The following is an 846-nucleotide window of genomic DNA, read 5'->3' on the forward strand; positions in this document are numbered from 1 at the left end:
TTCTTTTAAGATTGCTGATATTCCCATTCACATCATAAGTCAGGTATTCGTCATAATTACCGCTAACTCCCGTAGAAGGCTCTTTATAAAACGCATTGGTTAACCTGTTCAATACATCATATTCATAATTATAACGTTTCAAAAGGTTTTCCGATCCGTTATTCCAGTCAATTTCAGCAATGTTGCCATTGAACTTTCCAACGGACTGAGTATTAACAGGATTATTATATCTCACCTCATAACCAAAAAGTTTACCGTTCAGGTTAGAAGGATCATTGATCCTGGTCATCCAGCCTTGGATATTATACTTATAATCCATCTGCTGCAAAGGGGAAGCTGCAGCAATCCCACCCACTTTCTTGAATTCAAGCTGAGAAAGTTCATTGTATTTATTCTGCGTAAGATATTCAACAGCATTATTATCCACCTGATGTTTATGAACCAATAACCTGTTCTGGCTGTCATATTCAAAGGTTTCTGTAATAACTCTTTCAACATCGGTATCTAAACGTTTATGTCGGGTAACAGTCATTTTAGGAGTGCCTGAAAAATCAAGCTGGCTCTCTGTTCCTGTATATCCTCCCAGGTGGTTTACGGAATGAGTCCCTACTGCTCTTCCCCGGAAATCATAATAGAAATACGTTTTGGTCCAGTTATCATCCTCTACGTTCTTTACGTAAGAAGCCGTTGCCATTCCCTGGGTACTCACACTGCTCGCTGCATTGATCACAGGCTGGTCTAAAATAACAGAAGGTGGAAACTTCTTAGTATCCCGAGGATAATTGTCATAATAATTAATGCTCAGAATAGTCTGGGAATCCGATAGAAAATTGTTCGTATAGTATA

Annotated in this window: 1 pseudogene; it reads right to left on the reverse strand. The window is 38.7% G+C overall.

The window, feature by feature from the left end:
- A pseudogene (locus ACTJIP_RS23030) lies at window positions 1-846 on the reverse strand (RHS repeat-associated core domain-containing protein); the annotation flags it as partial.

Source organism: Chryseobacterium sp. 22543 (assembly GCF_052044565.1).
GTDB lineage: Bacteria > Bacteroidota > Bacteroidia > Flavobacteriales > Weeksellaceae > Chryseobacterium.